Here is a 24,252-nt window from a genome sequence, read left to right on the forward strand (position 1 = left end):
CCCGGCTCGGCCGGGGAGGTGCCGGCGGCTCCGGCGGAAGCACGGGATCGGCTTCGGCGAGTGCGCTCGGCGGCGGCCCGCGCGGGGGACCGGCACCCGCGCTGTCGGCCGCGGGTGGCAGGATCGGAGTCATGCCCGATCAGCCTCACCTGCCCGCCCCCGGGGCCCGGCCCGACGCCGGACCCTACGACGCCCTGCTGCTGCTCTCCTTCGGCGGTCCGGAAGGCCCCGACGACGTGGTGCCCTTCCTGGAGAACGTCACCCGAGGCCGCGGCATCCCGCGGGAACGCCTCAAGGAAGTCGGGCAGCACTACTTCCTGTTCGGCGGGGTCAGCCCGATCAACGCGCAGAACCGGGCCCTGCTCGACGCCATCCGCGCGGACTTCACCGGCGCCGGACTCGACCTGCCGGTGTACTGGGGCAACCGCAACTGGGCGCCGTATCTCACCGACACCCTGCGGGAGATCGCCGACGCCGGGCACCGCCGGGTCCTGGTCCTGGCCACCAGCGCCTACGCCTCGTACTCCGGCTGCCGCCAGTACCGGGAGAACCTCGCCGACTCCCTCGCCGTGCTCGCCGACGAGGGCCGCGCACTGCCGCGGATCGACAAACTGCGGCACTACTTCAACCACCCCGGCTTCGTCGAGCCGATGATCGAGGCCACCCTCACCGCGCTCGACGCGCTGCCCGAGACCGTCCGCGACGGCGCCAGGATCGCCTTCACCACCCACTCCATCCCGACCGCCGCGGCCGACACCTCGGGGCCCGTGCCCACCCACGGGGACGGCGGCTCCTACGTCGCCCAGCACCTGGACACCGCGCGGGTGATCGCCGACGCCGTCCGCGCGGCCACCGGGGTCGAGCGGCCCTGGCAGCTCGTCTACCAGTCGCGCAGCGGCGCCCCGCACATCCCGTGGCTGGAGCCGGACATCTGCGACCACCTCGAAGAGGTGCACGCCGGCGGCGCGCCCGCCGTCGTCATGGTGCCGATCGGCTTCGTCTCGGACCACATGGAAGTGCTGTACGACCTCGACACCGAGGCCGCCGCCAAGGCCGGGGAACTCGGCCTGCCGGTCACCCGGGCCGCCACGGTCGGCGCCGACCCGCGGTTCGCCGCGGCCGTGCGCGAGCTGGTGCTGGAGCGGGCGGAAACCGAGCGCGGCCGCCGGCCGCGCCGCTGCGCGCTCGGCGCCCTCGGCCCCAGCCACGACATCTGCCCCGCGGGCTGCTGCCCGGCCAGGACCCCGCGGCCCGCCGCCGCGGGAACCGATGAGGAGCCATGAGATGACCACACCGACCGGCCCGGACACCGCGGAACTGCTGACGATCGCCCTGGAGGCGGCCCGCAGGGCCGGCGCCCTGCTGCGTGACGGACGCCCCGCCGATCTCGGCGTGGCCGCCACCAAGAGCAGCCCGATCGACGTGGTGACCGAGATGGACATCGCCGCCGAGAAGCTGATCACCTCCTACATCGGCCGGCTCCGCCCGGACGACGGCTTCCTCGGCGAGGAGGGCGCGAGCAGCGAGGGGACCAGCGGGGTGCGCTGGGTGATCGACCCGCTGGACGGCACCGTGAACTACCTCTACGGCCTGCCGTCCTGGGCGGTCAGCATCGCCGCCGAGTACGAAGGCCAGGTGATCGTGGGAGTGGTCCAGGCGCCGATGCGCGGGGAGACCTACCAGGCGGTGCTCGGCGGCGGGGCCCTGGTCAACGGGGCGCCGGCCCGCTGCCGCCCGGCCCCCGACTTCTCGCACGCCCTGATCGGGACCGGCTTCGGCTATCTCACCGAACGCCGGGTCGCGCAGGCCGAGGTGGTGCGGGTCCTGGTGCCGCGGGTACGGGACATCCGGCGGGCCGGCGCCGCCGCGATCGACCTCGCCGATGTCGGCTGCGGACGGCTCGACGGCTACTTCGAGCGCGGCCTCAACCCGTGGGACTTCGCGGCCGGCGCGCTCTTCGCCCGTGAGGCGGGCGCACTGACCGGTGGACGCCCCGGCGAGCCCGCCTCGGGAGAACTCACCGTCGCCGCCCCCACCGGGCTCTTCGAGCCCCTCCAGGCCCTTCTGGACGACCTCGGGGCCTGGCACGACTGAGGCACGACCGAGGAGCCACCGAGCCACGGCCGAGGAGCCACCGAGCCACGGCCGAGGAGCCACCGACCCACGACTGAGCGCCACTGGGACTCGACACGGGTACCCGCGCACCGCGCGTAGACATGCGAACGCCCCGGCACCGTACTGGTGGCCGGGGCGTGCGGCTTGGGGTCGCCGCGTGGATCAGGCGACCTTCTGCCGTACGTCCACGCCGTGCTCAGAGGCGAGACGCCGGAGGTCGTCCAGCTCGCTCTGTTCGACCTCGGCGAGGAAGTCATCGCCCGTCTCACGTGCTTTGCGCAGGTCAGACTCAGTGTTGTGGATCCGCTGCAAGATTCCGGTCGTGAATGCGTCCATGGTGCGCCCCCTCATCGACTTGCCTGACACGAGGTGTGTGCCAAGCCCTGCCGCCACGCGAGGGAAACGCGTGGCGAGGCATGGTTGGTGGGTGTACTGCGGTCTTCCCCATCGGTTTCACAGCGGAAACCTCCCGGAGACACGGAAAATTTCGCGGGCATGTGCCCGGCCGGTCCCTTACCGCCGGTTTACGACCGGCCGGTGCAGGATGGAAGGGAATTCCCCCTACTCACCGAGCCGCTCACCGAAGCCGCTCATGGAAGGACAGCGCCTTGCGCGTACTGGTCGTCGAGGACGAGCAACTGCTCGCCGATGCGGTGGGCACCGGCCTGCGCCGCGAGGCGATGGCCGTCGACGTGGTCTACGACGGCGGCGCCGCACTGGAGCGGATCGGCGTCAACGACTACGACGTCGTCGTCCTCGACCGCGACCTGCCGGTGGTGCACGGTGACGACGTGTGCCGGCAGATCATCGGCCTGGGAGTGCCCACCCGGGTGCTGATGCTCACCGCCGCGGGCGACGTGAGCGACCGGGTGGAGGGCCTGGAGCTCGGCGCCGACGACTATCTGCCCAAGCCGTTCGCCTTCACCGAGCTGACCGCCCGGGTCCGCGCGCTCGGCCGCCGCACCACCACCGCCCTGCCGCCGATCCTGGAGCGCTCGGGCATCCGGCTCGACCCCAACCGGCGGGAGGTCTCCCGGGACGGCGCCGAGGTGCACCTGGCACCCAAGGAGTTCGCCGTCCTGGAGGTCCTGATGCGCAGCGAGGGCTCCGTGGTCTCCGCCGAGCAGCTCCTGGAGAAGGCGTGGGACGAGCACACCGACCCGTTCACCAACGTGGTGCGGGTCACCGTGATGACCCTGCGCCGCAAGCTCGGCGAGCCCCCGGTGATCGTCACCGTGCCCGGCTCCGGCTACCGGATCTGATCGCGGTGGCCTCCGTGTCCCCCCAGACCCCCGCGCCCCCGCCGCCCGCCGGGCCGCCGGCGCCGCCGCGCCCCTCGTGGGACCCGCACCCGGCGGAGAATCCGCCGCCGTGGCTGCGCCCGACCATCCGGATACGGCTGACCGTCCTGTACGGCGGGATGTTCCTGATCGCCGGCGTGGTGCTGCTGTGGATCATCTACCTGCTGGCCGCGCAGGCGCTCAGACAGGGTAGCGTGTTCCCGTTCAAGATCCTCGGCACGGGCACCACGAGCATCCAGTCCACCAACTGCTCGGCGCTGCCGGCCGGGGTGATCACTCCGGACCAGTTCACCCAGGCGCTGAACACCTGTATGCGGCACCAGCGCGACCAGGCGCTCAACACGCTGCTGAAACGTTCACTGATCGCCCTGATAGGGCTGGCCGTGGTCGCCTTCGCCTTCGGCTATGTGATGGCCGGCCGGGTGCTGGCGCCGCTCGGCCGGATCACCAGGACCGCCCGCAGCGTGGTCGGCTCCGACCTCAAGCGGCGGATCGAGCTCGACGGTCCCGACGACGAGCTGAAGGAACTGGCCGACACCTTCGACGGCATGCTCGACCGGCTGGAACGCTCCTTCGACGCCCAGCGCCGCTTCGTGGCCAACGCCTCGCACGAGTTGCGCACCCCACTGGCGATCAACCGCACCCTGCTCGAGGTCCAGCTCGCCGATCCCGAGGCGTCGCCCGATCTCCAGCAGCTCGGCAAGACCCTGCTGGCCACCAACGAGCGCAGTGAGCAGTTGGTGGAGGGCCTGCTGCTGCTGGCCCGCAGCGAGAACGAGATCAGGGACCGCAAACCGGTGGACCTCGCCGAGGCCGCCTCCCAGGCGCTGGAGCAGACCCGCGGCGAGGCACTGGCCAAGGGTGTGGAGCTGCGCGCCGACCTGTCCGGCGCGGTGGTCCAGGGCAGCGGCGTACTGCTGGAGCGGATCGCGCTGAACCTGGTGCAGAACGCGGTGCGCTACAACGTGCCGGCCGACGGCTGGGTGGAGGTGAGTACGCGTGCGGAGAACGGGCAAGCGCTCCTCGTGGTGGTCAACACCGGGCCGGTCGTGCCCGCGTACGAGATCGACAATCTCTTTGAGCCGTTCCGACGGCTGAGAACCGAGCGCACGGGCAGCGACAAGGGCGTGGGCCTGGGGCTGTCGATCGCCAGATCCGTTGCCAGGGCCCACGGCGGCTTCATCGCCGCGCAGCCCCGGGACGGAGGCGGCCTGGTCATGCGGGTCGCGATCCCGCTGTAGGGTCTCCCACCGGACCTGCGGAAGCAGTCCCTCCAAACGCTCTCAAGCGCTGTGAACCCCGTCACTTCCGTCCCGTGCGCCACATCGGCCGGAGCGGGCGGGTGTTCGCTTTGCGAGTAATTTTCAGGGTCTGTTCTCAGCCGGGACCGAGTGTGATCGATCGCACACGCACTTCGCACAACAGGTACTCTCGGTGATCGTCAGCCAGGGAAAAAGGCCGGAAAATCCATGTTTCCCCAGGTCATGATCACGGGAAGTACACGTGAAGGCTCTCGTGCCGGAAGATTTCCCATCCGGCGCGGATCATGATCGGCCACCCCGCGATCACCTCTTCGGGGGCGTTATTGGGTGTCGATCGAGTAACGGGCCTTGATGTGAGGCAAAATCTCCGCCTCAGGTCGGGCACAAGTCCGGCCTCCCGCGCGTTACGTGCGCTGGAGACACCACAGACACCCACAGGGGGAGAGCGAAAATGGCTACGGATTACGACACCCCACGCAAGACCGACGACGACGTCAACGAGGACAGCATCGAGGAGCTGAAGGCCCGGCGGAACGAGAAGTCGACCTCCGCGGTCGACGTCGACGAGTTCGACCAGGCCGAGTCCCTGGAGCTGCCCGGCGCCGACCTCTCCAACGAGGAGCTGTCGGTTCGCGTGCTGCCCCGGCAGGCGGACGAGTTCACCTGCATGAGCTGCTTCCTCGTTCACCACCGGAGCCAGCTGGCCTCGGAGAAGAACGGGAACCCGATCTGCCGCGACTGCGCGGCCTGATCCGCGGCCGCCCGTGACCGGCTCGCCGGAACACCAAGAGGGCGACGAGCGGGGCCGCCCGGCCTCGCTCGCGGCCACCGGAGTCCGCGGCATCCGCCGCGGCGTGACAGGAGGCGCCCGCAGGGGCGGCCGGATCGCCAAGGGCGGCATCGGCATGGTCGCCGAGCGGCTGATCGAGACCGCCCCGCGCATTCCGATCCGCGATGTGGCGACCCTGCGCAAGCAGTTCCCCGGGCTCGGGCCCGAGGACATCGCGGACCGGCTGACCGCGGCCGCGGTCCGTGGCACCATGACCGTCGGCGCGGGCATCGGTGCCGCGGCGATGCTGCCCGCCCCGCCGGCCATCCCCGTGGAGCTGGCCACCGAGACCCTCGGCGTCGCCGCCATCGAGTACAAACTCATCGCCGAGCTGCACGAGGTCTACGGACTGCGGGTCCCCGGCACCGCCCGGGAACGCGCCACCGCCTATCTCTGGTCATGGACCGAGCAGCGCGGCATCGACGTACTCAAACCCACGACCATCAATGTGGCGCTCGGCAGCAGCATGAAGCGGGAGCTGCGCCAGCGGCTGCTGCGCCGCACCCTGCGGCACACCCCGTCGCTGACCCCCTTCATGCTCGGTGCCGCCGTCGGCGCCGTCATGAACCGGCGTGACACCCGCAAACTCGCCGAGCGGGTGCGCCGCGATCTGCGGGCCCATCAACTTCCCTGGTCGGAGCCGGAGAAGCCGGCCGTGGCAGCCGGGGACGACGTGGCAGCCGGGGACGGGCCCGGATCTAACGAGCCGTCGCCCTGACCGCCGTCAGCGCGTCCGCCAGCCGCTGCGGGGAGCGCGTGGAGAGATAGACGTACGGCGTGGGATCCGCCGGGTCGGTGATCTCGATCCGGACCGCGGTCGGCACATACGAGCGCATCAGCATGAACGCCCGTGGGTCGGCCTTGTGCGAACGCCACGCGACCGTCTCGGCGGGGTCGAGCACCACCGGCTCGCCCAGCGCCTCCAGCGGGATCCGCGCCTTGCCCGCGAGCAGCGAGCCGGCCACCACCCGGATCCGGGCCGAACCGTAGGAGCTGACCGCCATCATCGCCAGCGCGGCGCCGCCCACAAGACCGCCCAGGATCGCCAGCGGCCCGAACGGGAAGAGGATCAGCGCGAAGGCCACCCCGACGCCGAGGGCGAGGATCCACCAGGAGCGCGGCACGGTGAGGCGCTCGTCGTAAGGCTGCACGGGACCAGGCATGGCACAAGGGTGCCATGCGTCCCTGTGTCGTCCGAGCGGAGCCGGTCGCCCGGCCGTTGCGAGTCGTTGACGCGGGGTAGGGTCTCCGGCGTGAGTGGAGCCACGACACCCGCCAGCGGGCGCCCCGGTGTGAGCCCGCCGGCCGACGCCGCCGTCCCGGTGCGGCACCCGGACGCGCCCGCGCCCGGCGAGCCGCTCGCCGGGCACTACGACCAGTGCTTCGCCTGCGGCACGGACCGGCCGCACGGACTCGGGATCACGGTGCGGGCCGGCGAGGGCGTCAGCGTCACCGCGGAGTTCACCGTGACCCCTGACCACCAGGGCGCTCCCGGCCTCGCCCACGGGGGAGTGCTGGTCTCCGCCCTCGACGAGACGCTGGGCTCGCTCGGCTGGCTGCTGCGGAAGATCGCGGTCACCAGGCGGCTGGAGTCGGACTTCGTCCGCCCGGTGCCGGTCGGTACCACCCTCCATCTGTCGGCCCGCTGCGCCGCGGTGGCCGGCCGGAAGATCTACAGCACCGCCGAGGGCCGCGTGGGCGGCCCGGATGGCCCGGTCGCGGTCCGCGCCGACGCCCTGTTCATAGAGGTCAAGCTGGACCATTTCACCAGCCACGGCCGGTCCGAGGAGATCCGGGCGGCGATGTCCGACCCGGACCAGGTGAAGGTCGCGCGTTCCTTCGGGGTGGGCCCGTGAGCGCCCCGCGTCCCCGGTCCCAGGACCCCGCAGTGAACGGGAGCATGAAGTGAGTGGACAAGTGAGTGGTCAACCGAGCGGACGCGTGGGTGGAGTACGCCCGCCGGTGGATGTGCTGCTGCGGCGGCTCGACCCGTCCGTCCCGGTGCCCGGCTACGCCCACCCCGGGGACGCCGGTCTTGACCTGATCACGACCGAGTCCGCCGAGCTGCCGCCCGGTGAGCGAGCGGTGCTGCCCACCGGCATCTCGCTGGCGCTGCCCGACGGCTACGCGGCCTTCGCGCACCCGCGTTCGGGCCTGGCCGCCCGGTGCGGGGTGGCGATGGTGAATGCCCCGGGAACCGTGGATGCCGGGTACCGTGGGGAGATCAAAGTGATCGTGGTCAATCTTGACCCGCGCGAGACCGTCCGGTTCGAGCGGGGGGACCGGGTCGCACAACTGGTCGTCCAGCAGGTCGAACGGGTCCGCTTCCATGAGGTGGCGGAGCTGCCCGGCTCTGCCCGGGCCGCGGGGGGCTTCGGCTCCACGGGGGGTCACGCCGCGGTGGAGTCGCCGTCGGCCGACTCGTCCAGCAACGGATACGCATCGGTCCTCAGCGACCGGGAAGGGCAGTGACCGTGTTCCGTCGTCGCAAGGAGCGCGAAGACGCCGTCGACGAGCTCGACGAGGCCGAGGGCCTCGCCGAGCCGACCGAGGACGCCGAGGATGCCGGGCAGGAGTCGGACGGCTCCGGGGAGTCGGCCCGCTACAGCCTCCCGGCCGCCCCGCGGCCCGATGGGCCGTGGGATGTGAGCGAGATCCACGAGCCCGCGGAGGGGCGGGTGGACCTCGGCGGTCTCTTCGTCCCCGCGGTCGACGGCATGGAGCTCCGCGTCGAGGTGGCCGGCGAGTCGATCGTCGCCGCCACCGTGGTGCTGCGGGACAGCGCCGTGCAGCTCCAGGGCTTCGCCGCCCCCAAGTCCGAGGGCATCTGGGGCGAGGTGCGCGACGAGATCGCGTCCGGCATCACCCAGCAGGGCGGCATCGTCGACGAGGTCGAGGGCCCGCTCGGGTGGGAGCTGCGGGCGCAGGTCCCGGTGCGGCTGCCCGACGGCACCAACGGTGTCCAGCTGGTGCGCTTCATCGGCTGTGACGGCCCGCGCTGGTTCCTGCGCGGGGTGATCTCGGGCCAGGGCGCGGTCCAGCCCGGTGCGGCCGGTGTGCTGGAGTCGATCTTCCGCGACACCGTGGTGGTGCGCGGCGAGGCGCCGATGGCGCCCCGCGACCCGATCGTCCTCAAGCTGCCGAACGACGCGCAGATGGTGCCGGACGGTGTCGCGGCCCCCGAGGCGGCGGAGCCGTCCAAGTTCGGGGACGGGATCGACCCGATGCGCCGCGGGCCGGAGATCACCGAACTGCACTGATCTCCGGCCGTGGGCCGTCCGGCACCCGGCTCGAACGCGACTCACCCGGCTCACCCGGCCACCGATGCGATCGGCGGCCGGGTGAGCCGCGTTCGTCCCGGTGGGCGGGGGCCTGTGGACAGCGGCCGGGCGTCGCGTACCGTACCCGTACGCGGGTGGGGCCGTCCCTCGACGGGGCCGCCACAGGGGGTCTCAGGGGCCGGAACAGGCCCGCGGGGACCGGGACGGGGAGGAAGCATGAGCGAGCAGGCGACCGGGCAGCCGAGCGGGGAGTCCGCCGGGCAGCCCGCTGAGCTGTCGACCGGCTGGGGCGCGACCGCCACCGCGGTGGCGCCGGCCGGCCACATGGTCGTGGTGGAGGATCTGCGCCGTACCTACGGCGCCGGCGAAACCGCCGTCCACGCCCTGCGCGGTGTCTCCTTCACCGTGCCGCGCGGTGAGCTGGTCGCCCTCAAGGGCCGTTCCGGCTCGGGCAAGACCACGGTGCTCAACCTCGTCGGCGGTCTCGACACCCCCGACGGCGGCAGGATCACCCTGGACGGGGTCGAACTGGCCGGCCTCGGCGACGACGAGCTGCTCGCGCTGCGCCGGGACCGTATCGGCTTCGTCTTCCAGTCCTTCGGCCTGATCCCCATCCTGACCGCCGCCGAGAACGTCGGCGTCCCGATGCGCCTGCGCAAGGTCGCCGCGCGTGAACGCGACGAGCGTGTCGACCTCCTCCTCGGCCTCGTCGGGCTGGCCGACCACGCCGACCAGCGCCCCGGCGAGCTCTCCGGCGGCCAGCAGCAGCGCGTCGCCATCGCCCGCGCGCTCGCCAACCAGCCGCTGCTGATCATCGCCGACGAACCCACCGGCCAACTCGACGCGGACACCGGCCTGGCGGTGATGGACCTGCTGCGAGCCGTCGTCCGCAGCGAGGGCGTCACCGCCCTCGTGGCCACCCACGACACCCAGCTCCTCGCCCTGGCCGACCGCGTCCTCGAACTGCGCGACGGCCGCATCGTCGCCGACCCGGAGTCTTTTCCGACGCCGCGCGCCGCTAATGCAGGGGCAGACATATGACGATACGGAGGACACCGGTCGACCAACCGGTCCACAACGGTTCCCGGAATACGGCAGGAGCCGCCGCGACGTAGTGTGGAACGATTTTTACCGGTATAGCCGCGGCCGGTCGTTGGAGTGGCGCGACGGCGAGAACGACGGCGGCAAATGGAACCATGGATGTGCTGACCTCAAAGGTGTGCAGGTGCGATTATCTCGCTGCCAATCCTCATCGGTCGGGCCGCCGGGGTTCAAGGGTTCAAGGGATCATGGCATATGCCACTTCTCGGGGTGTGGCGCGAACCCGCTCACGCTTCCCGCTGTCACCAATCCGACGGCGGGTGATCGAGCTGGTTCAACCTTTGACGAATTCGCTCGTACGCGGATTGGTTCAGGTTGGAAAAGAGTTCCGCCGCGCGTTTCCACAGCTCCCTGGCCTCGGTGACGCGTCCCTCGCTTACCAGAATCTCCGCCAGACTCTCACAGGCCGGCGCCTCCTCCTCGGGGGCGCTGATACGGTGGGCCAGCGCGGCCGCGGCCTCCAATGCCAGGCGGGCCTGCGGTAAGTGGCCAAGGCTCCGGTCCGCGTCGCCGATGCCGCGTCGTGCGGCGGCCTCGTCGTGACCCGATCCGATGGCCTGGGCGAGTGCGAGGGCGCTCTCGTGGTGGACCCTGGCCTCCGCGTGGCGCGCCGCGGCCCGATAGGCTGCCCCCAGTCCGTTCAGGGTGCCGGCCTCGTTTCCGCGGTCTCCGATGCGGCGGAAGAACGCGAGCCCGGAATTGTAGAGCTCCACCGCGGTATTCAGCTCGTCCGGAATGGTGAGGGTTCCGGCGAGATTGACCCGTATGACCGACCGCAAGAGTTCGCTGCCCTGTTCCGGGCTGAGTGCCAATGCCTCTGAAAAGTCGGCCCGTGCCGCCTCTTTCTGGCCGGCGCGTAATCGGAGATCGCCGATATTGTTGAGCAGCACTGCCTCGCTTGGCGGATCTCCTATGCGGCGCACTTCGTTCAGCGCCTCCGTGAATGTCGTCAGCGCACTTTTGGGATCGCCCATGTAGAGGTAGGTGACGGCCAGATTGTTCAGCCCTCGCGATCGTCCCCAAATGTCGTCCGCGCGCAGTTCGAGGGATTCGCCCAGGATGGTCACCGCCTCGCCGTACTCGCCGACGTGCCAGTGCAGGATGCCCAACTGGCTGAGCGCGTCGGCGGTGGCCGTGGCGTCGTCCTGGGCCCTGGCGAGCTCCAGCGCCCGCTCGGCGACCCTCGCCGACTCCGGGTAGCGGCTGGCACGGGAAAGGACGGTGGTGAGGTCGAGCAAGGCGCGGCACTCCGCCCGGGGGTCGCCCGCGGCCTGCCAGTGGGCGGCCGCCGCCTGGTGCATGGCGACCGCTTCCGGCCAGTAGATCTCGGAGTCGGCGAACTCGGCGAGGACATGGGCGAGCCAGGCGGCGTCTTGGGCGCGGCCCGCCGCCCGCGCGCGGTGCTCGACGGCCAGCAGGCTCTCCAGCTCATCGCTGATCCAGGCACCCGCCGCGACGGTGTCCGGCCAGGCGGGGACCGACCCCGGCGCGGCAGGAGCTGAGCCGGCGGCGGGTAGGGCCAGCCGGGTGCGGTGCGGGTGCAGTACTCGGTCGGCGCGGTCGGCCGCGCGGAGCGCGTATCCGGTCAGGCGCTCGGTGACCGCGGTCCGCTCGTCGGCCGGCTCCTCCAGCACGGCCAGGAACGAGGCGAACTCGCCGAGCAGGTCGTACAGGCGATAGCGGTCGGGCCGGGGCTCCTGGAGGAGATGGCAGTCGAGGAGGTCCTCGATCAACCGCTCGGTGCGGTCGGGCGCTTCGCCGATGAGTGCGGCCGCGGCATGCAGGCCGAAGTCCGGCACCGGATGGAAGCTCAGCCGGCGGAAGGCGGCGCGCTGATCGTCGGAGAGCGAGGCGTAGGACATCTCGAGGGCGGTGGCGATCTCCTGGTGGTGATCGTGGATCTCCTTCAGGCGCCGCGGCCGGTTCAGCCGCTCGAGCAAGTGGCCGAGGTCCCAGGAGGGGCGGCCCTTGAAGCGGCTCGCCACGATTTCCACCGCGAGCGGCAGGTGCTCGACCCGGCCGACGACCTCGGCGATCTTGTCCCGGTCGGCCGCGCGCTCCGTTCCGACCAGGGCGCGGAAGAGGCCCACCGCGTCCTCAAGGGGGAGGACGTCCAGGAATACCGGGTGCGCGGAGGGAAGTTCGGCGAGCCGATGCCGACTGGTGATCAGCACCAGGGAGGCGCTGTCGTCGGGGAGCAGTGGCGCCACCTGTTCGGCGTTCCGGGCGTCGTCGAGAATGATGACGGCCCGCTTCCCCCTGATCACCGTTCGCCAGAGCGCGACCCGCTCCTGGTGATCGCGCGGGATCGCGTCGGGGGCCACCCCGAAGCTCCCCAGCAGGGCGGCCAGTGCCGCGTCGGCCCGCATCGGCGGCTGCGCGGCCACGTTGCCCCGCAGATGCAGGAACACCTGTCCCTGGGGGTAGCGGTCGGCGAGTTCGTGGGCCGCGTAGAGCGCGAGCGCGGTCTTCCCGACGCCGGCCGTCCCGGAGATCGCCTTGACGCCGCCGGCCGGTCCGGTCGGCCCGCCGGCACCCTCCGCAGGCAACACCCGGCGCAACTCGGTCTCGCGGCCGAGGAGATGCGGACGGCGGGGCAGATTGTGCGGGCCGGCGGCCGGGGCGTGGCGCGGGGCGGGGGTGGGGCGGAGGTCGGGGACGAGGGCTTGGAGGGGGGCGCCGCGGAGAATCTGGGCGTGGGTGCGGGCCAGTGGTTCGCCCGGGTCGCTGCCGAGCCGGTCGCGGAAGAGGCGGCGGGCGCGCTGGTAGACGGTGAGCGCCTCCGCGTGGTTGCCGGCTCCGTAGAGGGCCACCATCAGATGCCGGGTCAGCGCCTCGTCCAGCGGATGGTCCTGGACCAGCTGGGTCGCCTCGGCGATGGCCTCCGCGAAGTGTGCGAGCCGGATGTGCAGGGCCAGCCGGCTGTGGGCGGCCGCGAGCCGCCGCGCGGCCATCGAGCCGCGGGTCGAGCGCGCCCACGAGCCGGGCAGGCCGGCCAGCGCCTCGCCGATCCACAGGCTCTCGGCGGCGTCGAGTTCGGTGAGCGCACGGGCCTGGTCGCCCGCACTGGCGGCGGACCCGGCTTCCCTCGTCAGCCGCAGAAACCGGTGCCAGTCGATGGACGCCGGATCGGTTTCGAGTGTGTAGGTGTGAGCGCTTAGAGTGATCACCGCAGGTGGCGGCAGCCGGTCGGTGCCGTCTGCCTCTTTCAGCGCGCGCCGGAGTCGCGAGATGTACGTATGGAGGTTGGCCATCGCGGTGTCCGGCGGCTCGTCGTCCCACAACCGGTGGACAAGGGCGTCCTGGGCGACGGGCCGACCGACGTCGAAGGCGAGTGACGCGAGAAGGCAGCGGGCCCGATCGGATCCGAGTCGCACCACCGTTCCGTGCGACGACAACTCGACCGCGCCCAGGAGATGAATCTCCATCGTTGCCCCTCCGGCCGATGGTCACCCTGTCTTCTTCGTGAGCATGACACGACGGTGTGTCACCGTGCCATACCACTTACGCCCTGTCATGCACCGGAAACAGCCAATAATGTGAAGAGCTTTCGCCGTCATCCGCTACCGGCCGGCCCGCCCGGGCGGCCGAGCACCGACGATGGGCCGGAAGCGGGCAGACGCGGGAGCGATGTGGGGGAGCGGCCGTGGACGCGAACAGCAGCGGTACGCAGAACAATGAGATCAATGGTGGGGAGTACCGCGCGGGCGTCGTGCAGGCACACACCGTGCGCGACATCCACTGGCACGCGCCGCCCGCCGTCGCCCTGCCGGTGCCCCGGCAGTTGATCGCCGCGCCTCGGCGACTGGCCGGCCGGGCGCGGGAGCTGGCGGAGCTCGACGCGGTGCGGCAGAGCGGCGGCCTCGGAGCGGGCCCGCTGGTGGTCGTGGTCAACGGGCCACCGGGCGTGGGAAAGACCGCCCTGGCCGCGTACTGGCTGCGCGGCCAGGCGGCCGACTTCCCCGGCGGGCAGCTCTACGCCGATCTGCGCGGGCACGCCCCCGAGGGCCCGGCGCGGCCCACCGAGTCGCTCGGCATGTTCCTGCGGGCGTTCGGCCAGAGCGCGATACCGGGCGATCCGGCGGAGTGCGCCTCGCTCTGGCGGTCCGTCACCGCCGGGCGGCGACTGCTGCTGATGCTCGACAACGCCGTGTCGGCGGCCCAGGTCAGACCGCTGCTGCCGGGCTCCGAGCAGAGCATCGTGGTGGTCACCAGCCGCTGGCGGCTGACCGGTCTCGGACTTGAGGGCGCGGTCTTCCACCCGCTCGGCGTGCTGGACGCCGAGGCGTCGGCCGAGATCCTCGCCCAGCGGGTCGGTGCCCGGCGTACCGAGGCCGAACCGGCCGCCGTCCGCCGGGTGGTGGACCGCTGCGGCGGTCTGGCGCTGGCCGTCTGCGTGGCCGCGGCTCGGATGGCCGCCCGGCCCGGACAGCCGCTGGAAGTCACCGCGGAAGCACTCGACCGCGGGGCGCAGCGCCTGGCGGAGCTGCGTACCGGGGAATCCGGGGAGGAAGTCGCCGTGCAGAGCGCCCTCGACGCGTCCTACCGGCTGCTGCCGCCGGACGCCGCGACGATGTACCGGCTGCTCGGCCTGCTACCCTTCGCCGAACTCGCCCTGCCGGTGTCCGCGGCCGCGGCCGGCTGTCCCCAGCCGGCCGCCGCGCGGCTGCTGGAGGTCCTCGCGGAGGCGAGTCTCATCGAGGAACTGGCCGACGGGCGGCACCGGTTCCATGACCTGGTGCGGCTGCACGCCCGCGGCCTCGCCGAGACGCACGACCAGGAAACGGACCGTGCCGATGCCCTCCGCCGCGCCCTGGAGCACTACCTGGCGACGGCCACCGCCGCCGAGGCGCTGATCAGCCCCTCCCATCGGGACCTCGATCGCGACTACCCGGCCCTGACCGCGAGCCGGCGCGGGCGCCCGGATCTCGGGCCCGACCCGGTCGGCGGCTTCCCCGCCGAGCGCGAGGCGCTGGCCTGGCTCGCGGCCGAGCAATCCCACCTCATGGCGGCGGTGCGCACCGCCGCCGACCGCGGCTGGCACGGCCTGTGCTGGCAGCTCGCCGACGCGCTCTGGCCGCTCTGGCTGCGGCTGCGGCCGTACGCCCTGTGGATCGAGGCGCATCGTCTCGGCCTGGCAGCCGCCCGGCGGGCCGGCGCCGGTCCCGGTGAGTTGCGGATGCTGACCTCCGGCGGTACCGGTCTCTGCGACGCCGGTGACCCCGACGAGGCGATCCGGTGGTTCGGTGAGGCGCTGGACCTGGCCCGAACGGCGGGTGACCGGCGCGCCGAGGCTCAGGCGATGCATGGCCTCGGCCACTGCCATCAGTTCGCCGGACGCCCGGCCGAGGCGCTTGAGTGGTTCGCCCCCGCGCTGCGGATCCGGGAGGAGATCGGTTACGTCCGGGGGGCCGCGCTCTCCCGGATCTCCCTGGGCGACACCGCCCGGCTGGCCGGGCGGCCTCAGGAGGCGGTCGAGGCGCTGAGCCGGGCGCGGGAGGAGTTGCTGGCCCTGCCCGACCCGTACGAGGCGAGCCGGGCACTGGCGCTCCTGGGCCGCGCGCTCGGCGAGGCGGGCAGGGCCGAGGCCGCGGCGGAGCGGCTGCGGCAGGCCGTGGCGGAGTTCAGGAGTCGCGGCTCCGTGCACTGGGAGGCGTACGCCCTGGAGATGCTCGGCGTCGTGCTCCAGGGATCCGACCGCCCGGACCAGGCCAGGGGCGCGTACGAGCGGTCGGTCGCGCTCTACGAAGGCGTCGGCGCCCCCGACACCGGCCGGGTGGCGGCCCGGTTGGCGGAGATGGCTCCCGCCACCCGGGCGCCGATCGGGACACCGGCGCCGGCCGAACCGCCCGAGCCCGCCGAGCCCGCCGATCCGGCCGAGCCCGCCGATCCGGCCGAGCCCGCCGAGCCCGCCGATCCGGCCGAGCCCGCCGATCCGGCCGACCCCGATCCGGTCCCGGACGGCGACCGACCCGGCCCCGCCCCCGAGTCCGGTTCGAGCTGAACGGTCCAGCACCGCCGGCGGCCCCACCCGCGGAGAAGCAGCACGGCCCGCGTCGGCCGGTCCAGTGCCAGCCGGGCGGTGAGGCAGGCGTGCACCAGCGAGCCGACGGCGCCCGGCACGGCGGCGCTCCGACCGCCACCCGCCGCGCGGGCCGTCAGCGGGGGAGCCCCCGCGGGCATGACCAGGCAACGAACGGAGCCGTGGCGGGCGCCGTCCAGGGAGTCATAGGGAGCGCAGACCACCCGTACGCCCGGATACCGGTGAAGCACCTCCCGGCCCCAGGCGTACGCCGCCGACCGGGAGGGCAGCGAGGAGCCGCGCCACAGCACATCCGCGCTGTCCCGCCATCGCCCCCCCTGCTCCTCGTCCCAGCGGACGCCGAGGTGCTGGTCGATGTGGACCGGCAACGGCTCCGGCCGGCCGGCCGACCGCGGCGGCTGAGGCGGCGTCAGCGACTCCTCCGCGCGCACCCGCAGACCCACCTCGACCCGGCACCCGCCGCCCCACCGGGTCAACGCGGCCGGCCCCCTCACGACGCCTCGCCCCCGCCGACCAGCCCGGCGGGCAGCGGCAGCGGCTCCGGGCGCGGCAACGCCTCGGTCTCCGGTTCATGAGCGGGCTCGCCGAGGTTCAGCAGCCGGTACATGAGGCTGCGCATCCGGCGGTTGAAGCCACCCGGCTCCGAGGAGATCCGCGCGGCGACGCCTCGGTACGCCCCCGGCTGGTAGTGGTCCCGCGCGTAGCCGAGCTGCCGGGACAGCGAGTGGGTCAGGGAGAGCGCCGGGGCGAGGACGGCCAGGGCCGCGCCCGGCGAGTACGGGTTGACGTCCTGCTCGGGGAAGCGGGCCATCAGGATCGGGACACCGCACATGGCCGCGTAGAGCGTCACCGAGCCGTGGTCGCCGATCACCGCGTCGGCCGCCACCAGCAGCGGGCGCCAGTCGGCCTCCGGCGGGAGGACGGACACCGTCCGCCGCCCGTCACCGGCCAGCCACGCCCGCACCTGCCAGCCGCCGTGGCCGGCCCACGCGTTGGGGTGGAGCATGAGCACCGTGCGGAAGCCGTCGGCCGGATCGAGGTCGGCCAGTACCCGCGGCAGCAGCGCGTCGAGCCGGTTGAAGCTCGATCCATGGCCCCAGGTGGAGCAGATCACCACCAGTTGCTCCCCGCCCCGTACGCCGAGCGCTCGCCGGTATTCCTCGCGCAGCGCCAGACTGCGCTCGATCCGGTCGTACGAGGCGTCCCCCACCACCTCGGCGATCGGCAGCGCCTCCGGGCAGGAGCGGGCCAGCAGGGTCAGATCGTCCTGGTGGGCGAGCGCGTAGGCGGCCGGCACCATCCGGTCGCCGGACATCAGGAAGTCGCGGCCGAGCCCGCTGACGCTCCGGTGCCGGGCACCCGCCGATCCGGTCAGCTTGATGTGGCCGGCGCCGTGCGGGATACGGAGCAGTGGGCCGTGCAGTTGCTCGATGCCCCGCGAACCGGCGGCGAGCACCAGGTCGTGGTCGCTCGCGACCGCCTCCGCCCAGGGCACCACCTGGGCGCCGAGGGCGTCGAGGAACGCGAGGACTCCCGGGTTGAAGGCGTGCGGGGCGATGGTGAAGCGCACCTGGATCCGCAGATCGGAACGGAGCAGTTCGAAGACATCCCGGAGCCGTTGTCCGTACACCACGGTGTGCACCACGACCATGACATTCTTGCCGCCCGACAGTGTGAACCACCGCTCGGGACCGCGCATGACCGGGCCGGTCGGCCCGTCTACCGCTGACATGGGTGAAACCCCCCGACGTGAGTCGTCTCGCACGGCCGGCGTTCGGCCGCCTGGAAACGGTTTGCCCGGGACGTCTGACGGAGGACATGCCAAAGTCTTGCGGAAACCTTGCCAGGCCGGCGCTTGTGCGGGCGGGCGTCAAGACGCCGTCAAGGTCAAGCCCCCGGAAGTGTGAAATCCGGTGTGATGGGCCGGCTGGATCTATGGTCGGAGCAGGCGCACGCACCCGGGACGGGTGGAGGAGGCGCATGGGCGGGACGATGGAGCCATGGCACGCGGCACACTGCGCATTTACCTCGGGGCGGCCCCCGGTGTGGGGAAGACCTACGCCATGCTCTCCGAGGCCCACCGGAGCGCCGAACGGGGCAAGGACGTGGTGGTGGGCTACGTGGAGAACCACCGGCGGCCGCGTACCGAGGTGATGCTCAGCGGCCTGGAGACCGTGGACCGCAAGGAGCTGGCCTACCGCGGCACCGTCTTCCACGAGATGGACGCCGACGCGATCCTGGCCCGCGCCCCCGAGATCGCCCTGGTGGACGAACTGGCCCACACCAATGCGCCGGGCTCCCGCAACGCCAAGCGCTGGCAGGACGTCGAGGAGCTGCTCAGGGCCGGGATCGACGTCATCTCCAACCTCAACATCCAGCACCTGGAGTCGCTGGCCGACGTGGTGGAGTCCATCACCGGGGTCAGGCAGCGCGAGACCGTGCCCGACGAGGTGGTGCGCAAGGCCGACCAGATCGAGCTGGTCGACATGTCGCCCCAGGCGCTGCGCCGCCGGATGGCGCACGGCAACATCTACGCGTCCGACAAGGTGGACGCGGCGCTGTCCAACTACTTCCGGCCCGGCAACCTCACCGCCCTGCGCGAGCTCGCGCTGCTGTGGACCGCCGACCGGGCCGACGAATACCTCCAGCAGTACCGCGCCGACCACCGCATCTCCGCCACCTGGCAGGCCAGGGAGCGGATCGTGGTCGGCCTGACCGGCGGCCCCGAGGGCCGCACCCTGATCCGCCGGGCCGCCAGGATGGCCGCCAAGGGCTCGGGCAGCGAGATCCTCGCCGTCCACATCGTGCGCAGCGACGGCCTCGCCTCGGGCTCCACCAAGGAGCTCACCGGTCAGCGCACGCTCGTCGAGAGCCTCGGCGGCACCTACCACCAGGTCATCGGCGACGACGTGCCCGACGCGCTGCTCGACTTCGCGCGCGGCGCCAACGCCACCCAGATCGTGCTCGGCACCAGCCGCCGCAAGACCTGGCAGTACGCGCTCGGACCCGGCGTCGGCACCACCGTCGCCCGCGACTCCGGCGACATCGACGTGCACATCGTCACCCACGAGCAGGCCGCCAAGGGGCGCGGACTGCCCGCCGCCCGCGGCGCCCGGCTCGGCAGGTCCCGGGTGATCGCCGGCTGGCTGACCGGGGTCGCGGCGCCGCTGCTGCTGGTGCTGCTGCTGACCCACGCGCACGCCGGTATGAGCCTGGCCACCGAGATGCTGCTCTTCCTCACCCTGACGGTGGCCGCCGCCCTCGTCGGCGGGCTGCTGCCCGCGCTGGTCTCCGCGGTGGGCGGCTCGCTCCTGCTGAACTGGTACTTCACCCCGCCGAGGCACTCGTTCACGGTCGCCCAGCCGGAGAACATCATCGCCATCGTGATCTTCGTCCTGGTGGGCGCGGCCGTCGCCTCGGTGGTGGACCTGGCCGCCCGCCGTACCCAGCTCGCCGCCCGGCTGCGGGCCGAGGCGGAGATCCTGTCGTATCTGGCAGGCAGTGTGCTGCGCGGCGAGAGCAGCTTGCGGGCGCTGCTCGACCGGGTCAGGGAGTCCTTCGCCATGGACGCGGTGGTGCTGCTGGAGCGAGCCGACCGGGACGACGAGACCGGCGGGCGTGACACCTGGCGCTGTGTGGCGAGCGTCGGCGACAACCCCTGCGTGCGGCCGGAGGACGCCGATGTGGAGGTGTCGGTCAACGACCGGCTGGCCCTCGCGCTGAGCGGCCGGGTGCTGCCCGCCTCGGACCGCCGGGTGCTGTCCGCCTTCGCCGCGCAGGCCGCCGTCGCGCTCGACCGCGAACGCCTCGCCGACGAGGCGGGCCGGGCCAGGGAGCTCGCCGAGGGCAACCGGATCCGTACCGCGCTGCTCGCCGCCGTCTCGCACGATCTGCGCACTCCGCTGGCCGGCATCAAGGCGTCGGTGTCCTCGCTGCGCTCCGACGACGTGGCCTGGTCCCCGCAGGACGAGGCGGAGCTGCTGGCCGGCATCGAGGACGGCGCCGACCGGCTCGACCACCTGGTCGGCAACCTGCTCGACATGTCGCGGCTCCAGACCGGCACCGTGGTGCCGCTGATCCGCGAGGTCGACCTGGACGAGGTGGTGCCGATGGCGCTCGGCGGGGTCCCCGAGCAGAGCGTCGCCCTCGACATCCCGGAGACGCTGCCGATGGTGGCCGTCGACCCCGGCCTGCTGGAGCGCGGCGTCGCCAACGTGGTGGAGAACGCCGTCAAGTACAGCCCCGGGGACACCAAGGTCCTGGTCGCGGCGAGCGCGCTCGGCGAACGCGTCGAACTGCGGGTGGTCGACCGCGGGCCCGGTGTCCCCGAGGAGGCCAAGGAGCACATATTCGAGCCCTTCCAGCGCTACGGCGACGCGCCGCGCGGCAACGGAGTGGGGCTCGGTCTCGCCGTCGCCCGGGGCTTCGCCGAGGCGATGGGCGGCACGCTCCTCGCTGAGGACACCCCCGGTGGCGGTCTGACCATGGTGTTCACCCTGCGGGCCGCCTCCCGCGGCCCCGCGTCCCGCCCCGACCTTCCCGCCACCGCCGCTACCTGACCACCACCTGACCGCCACACTGGTCACAGGGGGCGCGTCCCTGCCGCGCCCGCCGCCGCTGCCGCCCCGCCACCGCCGGGACCCCTCAGCCCGCCGACCGCTCGGTCCGGCCATCGGGGACCGGCAGTCTTCAGCAATCCAGCAATCCAGCAACCCAGCAATCCAGCAATCCGGGAAAGGACACAGATGCACCGGGTGCTCGTGGTCGACGACGAGCCGCAGCTCGTCCGCGCGCTGGCCATCAATCTGCGGGCACGGTCGTACGAGGTGGACGCAGCCCACGACGGCGCCACCGCGCTGCGGGTCGCCGCCGCCCGCCATCCCGACGTGGTGGTGCTCGACCTCGGCCTGCCCGACATGGACGGGGTGGACGTGATCCGCGGCCTGCGCGGCTGGACCCGGGTGCCGATCATCGTGCTGTCCGCCCGGCAGGCGTCCGACGAGAAGGTCGAGGCGCTGGACGCCGGCGCCGACGACTACGTCACCAAGCCCTTCGGCATGGACGAGCTGCTGGCCCGGCTGCGGGCCGCGGTGCGCCGGGCCACGCCGAACGGCCCCGAGGACGACGCCCCGACCATCGAGACCGACACCTTCACCGTCGACCTCGCGGCCAAGAAGGTGCAGCGGGCCGGCGCCGACGTGCGCCTGACCCCGACCGAGTGGCACCTGCTGGAGGTACTGGTCCGCAACCCCGGCCGGCTGGTCAGCCAGAAGCAGCTCCTCCAGGAGGTGTGGGGCCCCGCCTACGGCACCGAGAGCAACTACCTGCGGGTGTATATGGCCCAGTTGCGGCGGAAACTGGAGACCGACCCGGCCCGGCCCCGGCATTTCATCACCGAGCCTGGCATGGGGTACCGCTTCGAGCAGTGAGTACCCTTGAGCCATGAGTGGTGCACTGCGATCCGAGAGGCCCGCGGGCCGGTTCCGCCGTATGCTCGACCGCCTCTCCTCGTCCCAGGAGGAACTGCACTCGGAAGAGCTCCAGCAGGACGCCCTCGCGACCGGCTGCACGCGGATAGCCGACTGCGCCGACCGCCAGATAGTCTCCGTCACCGGTACGCTGCGTACGGTCACGCTCCGTCCGCGGGCGGGCGTGCCGGCGCTCGAGGCCGAACTCTTCGACGGGACCGCCGCACTCGACGTGGTGTGGCTGGGCCGACGCAGTATCACGGGTATCGAACCCGGCCGCAGGATCATCGCCTCCGGCCGGATCTCGATGAACCGCGGCCGTCCAGTGCTGTTCAATCCCAAGTACGAGCTGCGTCCGGTCGGACAGGAGTAACAGGTGGCGTCACCAGACAACGCGGGCCCCGCACGGCACAGGGGTGCGAGCCGGCAGACCGCCGCCGACGCGGACCAGGAGGCACGCGCTGTCACCGAGGCGGCGCTCTTCGAGGCGTTCGGCGGTGTCCGCGGCATGGTGGAGACCACCGTGCCCGGCCTGGTGTTCGTCGCGATCTACACCGTCAACCACGACATCAAGACCGCCGGGATCGCCGCGCTCGCGCTCTCGGTGGTGCTCGGCGTGGTCCGCCTGGTCCAGCGGGACACCCTCAAGCACGCCTTCAGCGGCATCTTCGGGGTCGCCTTCGGCGCGGTCTTCGCGATGCTCTCCGGCAACGCCAAGAACTTCTATCTGCCCGGCATGCTCTACACGCTGGGCCTGGCCGTCGCCTACCTCGCCTCGGCCGCCGCCGGCTTCCCGCTGCTCGGTCTGATCCTCGGACCGATCTTCAAGGAGAACCTCTCCTGGCGGAAGCGGAACCCGGGCCGGCTGCGCGCCTACACCAAGGCGAGCTGGGCCTGGGGCCTGATCCTGCTGGCCAAGTCGGCGATCCTCTTCCCGCTGTACTGGTGGGGCAACGCCACCCAGCTCGGCTGGGTCAAGGTGGCGCTCGGCATCCCGCCGTTCCTGCTGTCGGTCTACCTCACCTGGATCTTCCTGGTGAAGGCGCCGGCGCCGATCGACGTGATCGCGGAGATGGAGGCGGCGGAGAAGGCCGAGCAGGCGGAGAAGGCCGGCCAGAGCTCTTCGTGAGGCCGGCCGGCCCGGCGATCCCGGCCGGCCCGGCCCGGCTCGCCCACGATTCTTGATGCGGCACGCGGCTTCACGAAGGTTCGCGCCGCTTCACGCCGCTTCATATAAGGGCCCCGACGACCTGCTCAGGTCGTCGGGGCCCTCGTACGTCCATTGGCCGGTCGCCCGGCCGTCGGGCCGGCCGGCCGCCCGCTACCCGGCGTCGGCCTCGCCCTGGAGCGACAGCAGGTCCTCCAACTGCTCCTCCCGGTGCGGCGCCGCCACGAAGAGCAGCTCGTCCCCGGCCTCCAGCGCGTCGTCCTTGGACGGTGTCAGCACCCGATTGCCGCGGATGATGGTGACCAGCGACGTATCGGTGGGCCACTCCACATCCCCGACCCGGGTACCGACCAGCGCCGCCTCCTCCGGCAGCGTCAACTCGACCAGGTTGGCATCACCCTGGCTGAAGCGCAGCAGCCTGACCAGGTCGCCGACGCTCACCGCCTCCTCGACCAGCGCCGACATCAGCCGCGGGGTGGACACCGCGACGTCGACACCCCAGGACTCGTTGAAGAGCCACTCGTTCTTGGGGTTGTTGACCCGGGCCACCACGCGTGGCACCCCGTACTCGGTCTTGGCCAGCAGCGACACCACCAGGTTGACCTTGTCGTCACCGGTCGCCGCGATCACCACGTTGCAGCGCTGGAGCGCCGCCTCGTCCAGCGAGGTGATCTCGCACGCGTCGGCCAGCAGCCACTCCGCCTGCGGGACCCGCTCCACCGAGATGGAGGTGGGGTTCTTGTCGACGAGCAGCACCTCGTGCCCGTTCTCCAGCAGCTCGGCCGCGATGGATCGCCCCACCGCGCCGGCCCCGGCGATCGCCACCCTCATGAGTGCGCCCCCTCGGGACCCTTGGCGACAGCCGCCTCGACCTCGGCGACCCCGTCGGTGCGCATCATGACATGCACCAGATCGCCCTCCTGAAGCACCGTCTGCGACGTGGGCAGCATGGCCTCGCCGAGCCGAGTGATAAAAGCCACACGGACGCCGGTCTCCTCCTGGAGCCGGCTCACCTTGTGCCCGATCCAGGTGGCCGGGGTGTACACCTCGGCGAGCTGCACCCCGCCGCTGGGGTCGCGCCACAGCGGTTCGGCGCCCGAGGGCAGCAGCCGGCGCAGCATCTGGTCGGCGGTCCACCGCACGGTGGCCACGGTCGGGATGCCGAGCCGCTGATAGACCTCGGCACGGCGCGGGTCGTAGATCCGGGCCACCACGTTCTCGATGCCGAACATCTCCCGGGCCACCCGGGCCGCGATGATGTTGGAGTTGTCGCCGCTGCTGACGGCCGCGAAGGCACCCGCCTCCTCGATCCCGGCTTCGCGCAGCGTGTCCTGGTCGAACCCGACTCCGGTCACCCGGCGCCCGGCGAACCCGGCTCCCAGCCGGCGGAACGCCGTCTGGTCCTGGTCCACCACCGCGACCGTATGACCTTGCTGTTCGAGGGAGTGCGCGAGAGTGGAACCCACTCGCCCGCATCCCATAATCACGACGTGCACGACCGTCCTTCCGGCTGCCAACGTATGCGCCTTTGCCTGTGTGCCGCCCCGCGGCCGCACGTCCGGGCCGTCGGCGTACCTCAAGCGGTACGCCTAGCGTCTCAGACCGCGGCCAAAGCTACACACGTGTACCGCGACGCTAAAGGTTGCGTCATGAGGGGCCCACAAGTTCGCCACACTCCATGACG

21 protein-coding genes are annotated in these 24,252 nt (G+C 72.2%); 15 read left to right on the forward strand and 6 right to left on the reverse strand.

The genetic code is table 11. From position 1 onward, the window contains the following. The first annotated feature begins 131 nt into the window (after window positions 1-131). Window positions 132-1,283: a ferrochelatase gene (locus OG519_RS26775; RefSeq protein ID WP_405588898.1), complete on the forward strand. Its 1,152-nt coding sequence runs from the start codon at window positions 132-134 to the stop codon at window positions 1,281-1,283. A 1-nt stretch (window position 1,284) separates the two neighbouring features. After that, complete coding sequence (locus OG519_RS26780; RefSeq protein WP_405588901.1) at window positions 1,285-2,094, forward strand: inositol monophosphatase family protein; 810 nt, start codon at window positions 1,285-1,287, stop codon at window positions 2,092-2,094. Between the two features lie 183 nt (window positions 2,095-2,277). On the opposite strand, the gene OG519_RS26785 is transcribed toward OG519_RS26780, so the two are convergent. Beyond that, the gene (locus tag OG519_RS26785; protein WP_405588904.1) at window positions 2,278-2,451 is read right to left on the reverse strand and encodes a hypothetical protein; all 174 of its coding nucleotides are present in this window, start codon (window positions 2,449-2,451) and stop codon (window positions 2,278-2,280) included. 272 nt (window positions 2,452-2,723) lie between these two features. Here OG519_RS26785 and OG519_RS26790 point away from each other — a divergent pair, with 272 nt between their 5' ends. From OG519_RS26790 to OG519_RS26805, 4 genes are all read left to right on the forward strand, one after another. After that, entirely contained in the window at window positions 2,724-3,377 is a 654-nt protein-coding gene (locus tag OG519_RS26790) for a response regulator transcription factor (RefSeq protein ID WP_405588907.1), read from the forward strand. A gap of 14 nt (window positions 3,378-3,391) precedes the next feature. Further along, on the forward strand, window positions 3,392-4,657 hold the full coding sequence (locus tag OG519_RS26795; RefSeq protein WP_405588910.1) for a sensor histidine kinase: 1,266 nt from the start codon (window positions 3,392-3,394) through the stop codon (window positions 4,655-4,657). Between the two features lie 472 nt (window positions 4,658-5,129). Beyond that, on the forward strand, window positions 5,130-5,429 hold the full coding sequence (locus OG519_RS26800; RefSeq protein ID WP_033173914.1) for a DUF4193 domain-containing protein: 300 nt from the start codon (window positions 5,130-5,132) through the stop codon (window positions 5,427-5,429). Window positions 5,430-5,442: 13 nt separating this feature from the next. Continuing rightward, the gene (locus OG519_RS26805; RefSeq protein ID WP_405588914.1) at window positions 5,443-6,225 is read left to right on the forward strand and encodes a hypothetical protein; all 783 of its coding nucleotides are present in this window, start codon (window positions 5,443-5,445) and stop codon (window positions 6,223-6,225) included. On the opposite strand, the gene OG519_RS26810 is transcribed toward OG519_RS26805, so the two are convergent. Further along, window positions 6,206-6,670, reverse strand: coding sequence for a DUF3093 domain-containing protein (locus tag OG519_RS26810; protein ID WP_405588917.1), 465 nt, complete (start codon window positions 6,668-6,670; stop codon window positions 6,206-6,208). The two genes, OG519_RS26805 and OG519_RS26810, sit on opposite strands and share 20 nt — an antisense overlap. Window positions 6,671-6,760: 90 nt before the next feature. Between OG519_RS26810 and OG519_RS26815 the strand changes: the two genes are divergently transcribed. The 4 genes from OG519_RS26815 (at window position 6,761) to OG519_RS26830 (ending at window position 9,829) form a co-directional block, all read left to right on the forward strand. Then, on the forward strand, window positions 6,761-7,363 hold the full coding sequence (locus OG519_RS26815; RefSeq protein WP_405588920.1) for a PaaI family thioesterase: 603 nt from the start codon (window positions 6,761-6,763) through the stop codon (window positions 7,361-7,363). Window positions 7,364-7,448: 85 nt separating this feature from the next. Then, window positions 7,449-7,979, forward strand: a complete 531-nt coding sequence (gene dut / locus OG519_RS26820) for a dUTP diphosphatase (protein ID WP_405588923.1) — start codon at window positions 7,449-7,451, stop codon at window positions 7,977-7,979. A 2-nt stretch (window positions 7,980-7,981) separates the two neighbouring features. Further along, on the forward strand, window positions 7,982-8,767 hold the full coding sequence (locus OG519_RS26825) for a DUF3710 domain-containing protein (protein ID WP_405593029.1): 786 nt from the start codon (window positions 7,982-7,984) through the stop codon (window positions 8,765-8,767). A 345-nt stretch (window positions 8,768-9,112) separates the two neighbouring features. Next, complete coding sequence (locus OG519_RS26830) at window positions 9,113-9,829, forward strand: ABC transporter ATP-binding protein (protein WP_405593031.1); 717 nt, start codon at window positions 9,113-9,115, stop codon at window positions 9,827-9,829. A gap of 302 nt (window positions 9,830-10,131) precedes the next feature. Here OG519_RS26830 and OG519_RS26835 read toward each other — a convergent pair whose 3' ends face one another. Beyond that, a complete protein-coding gene (locus OG519_RS26835) occupies window positions 10,132-13,317 on the reverse strand; it encodes a BTAD domain-containing putative transcriptional regulator (protein WP_405588926.1) in 3,186 nt (1,061 codons plus the stop codon). Window positions 13,318-13,535: 218 nt separating this feature from the next. Between OG519_RS26835 and OG519_RS26840 the strand changes: the two genes are divergently transcribed. After that, on the forward strand, window positions 13,536-15,893 hold the full coding sequence (locus OG519_RS26840) for a tetratricopeptide repeat protein (RefSeq protein WP_405588929.1): 2,358 nt from the start codon (window positions 13,536-13,538) through the stop codon (window positions 15,891-15,893). Between the two features lie 529 nt (window positions 15,894-16,422). Here the strand turns inward: OG519_RS26840 and OG519_RS26845 are convergent. Beyond that, window positions 16,423-17,664 (reverse strand): hypothetical protein, encoded by a 1,242-nt coding sequence (locus OG519_RS26845; RefSeq protein WP_405588931.1) that lies wholly within the window; start codon window positions 17,662-17,664, stop codon window positions 16,423-16,425. Window positions 17,665-17,932: 268 nt separating this feature from the next. On the opposite strand from OG519_RS26845, the gene OG519_RS26850 reads away from it, so the two are divergent. The 4 genes from OG519_RS26850 (at window position 17,933) to OG519_RS26865 (ending at window position 22,529) form a co-directional block, all read left to right on the forward strand. After that, entirely contained in the window at window positions 17,933-20,491 is a 2,559-nt protein-coding gene (locus OG519_RS26850) for an ATP-binding protein (protein ID WP_405588934.1), read from the forward strand. A gap of 186 nt (window positions 20,492-20,677) precedes the next feature. Further along, window positions 20,678-21,361 (forward strand): response regulator, encoded by a 684-nt coding sequence (locus tag OG519_RS26855; RefSeq protein ID WP_405588936.1) that lies wholly within the window; start codon window positions 20,678-20,680, stop codon window positions 21,359-21,361. A gap of 13 nt (window positions 21,362-21,374) precedes the next feature. Further along, the gene (locus OG519_RS26860; RefSeq protein WP_405588938.1) at window positions 21,375-21,773 is read left to right on the forward strand and encodes an OB-fold nucleic acid binding domain-containing protein; all 399 of its coding nucleotides are present in this window, start codon (window positions 21,375-21,377) and stop codon (window positions 21,771-21,773) included. 3 nt (window positions 21,774-21,776) lie between these two features. After that, the gene (locus OG519_RS26865; protein WP_405588941.1) at window positions 21,777-22,529 is read left to right on the forward strand and encodes a DUF3159 domain-containing protein; all 753 of its coding nucleotides are present in this window, start codon (window positions 21,777-21,779) and stop codon (window positions 22,527-22,529) included. A gap of 192 nt (window positions 22,530-22,721) precedes the next feature. On the opposite strand, the gene OG519_RS26870 is transcribed toward OG519_RS26865, so the two are convergent. Next, a complete protein-coding gene (locus tag OG519_RS26870; protein WP_405588944.1) occupies window positions 22,722-23,399 on the reverse strand; it encodes a potassium channel family protein in 678 nt (225 codons plus the stop codon). Beyond that, window positions 23,396-24,064, reverse strand: coding sequence for a potassium channel family protein (locus tag OG519_RS26875; protein WP_405588946.1), 669 nt, complete (start codon window positions 24,062-24,064; stop codon window positions 23,396-23,398). Before OG519_RS26875 ends, OG519_RS26870 begins: the two co-directional genes overlap by 4 nt. Between the last annotated feature and the right edge of the window lie 188 nt (window positions 24,065-24,252).

Origin of the sequence: Streptomyces sp. NBC_01190 (assembly GCF_045039895.1) — a bacterium.
Classification (GTDB): domain Bacteria; phylum Actinomycetota; class Actinomycetes; order Streptomycetales; family Streptomycetaceae; genus Actinacidiphila.